This is a genomic window from Enterovibrio coralii (genome assembly GCF_001559595.1).
In the GTDB taxonomy this organism is placed as follows: domain Bacteria; phylum Pseudomonadota; class Gammaproteobacteria; order Enterobacterales; family Vibrionaceae; genus Enterovibrio; species Enterovibrio coralii.
Genome location: NZ_LNTY01000064.1, coordinates 1 through 237, shown reverse-complemented (window position 1 = coordinate 237; position 237 = coordinate 1). Strand labels below are relative to the sequence as shown.

Sequence of the window (237 nt, the reverse complement as noted above, 5' to 3'; positions counted from 1 at the left end):
GCCACCATCACGGGTGTCTCCGCCAACAGCTTCGAAAGCGTCAAAACCACAGGGACGGTTACCAACAAGGTCGTGGATGATAACGACACCACTACCTTCACCTTAAGCTCGACCACCGACGGCGAAGATGTCGTGGAAGGTGGCAAGATCACCTACACCGTGACCTTAGACTCAGCGGCTAAGGAAGACATCACGGTCACCTTGAGCAACGGGAAAACCGTTACCATTTTGGAAGGT

Annotated in this window: 1 protein-coding gene; it reads left to right on the top strand. The window is 53.6% G+C overall.

Annotated features, from left to right (window positions below):
- Positions 1-237 (top strand): immunoglobulin-like domain-containing protein (locus tag ATN88_RS26295; RefSeq protein WP_198158460.1); only part of this gene is annotated, 237 nt, incomplete at both ends.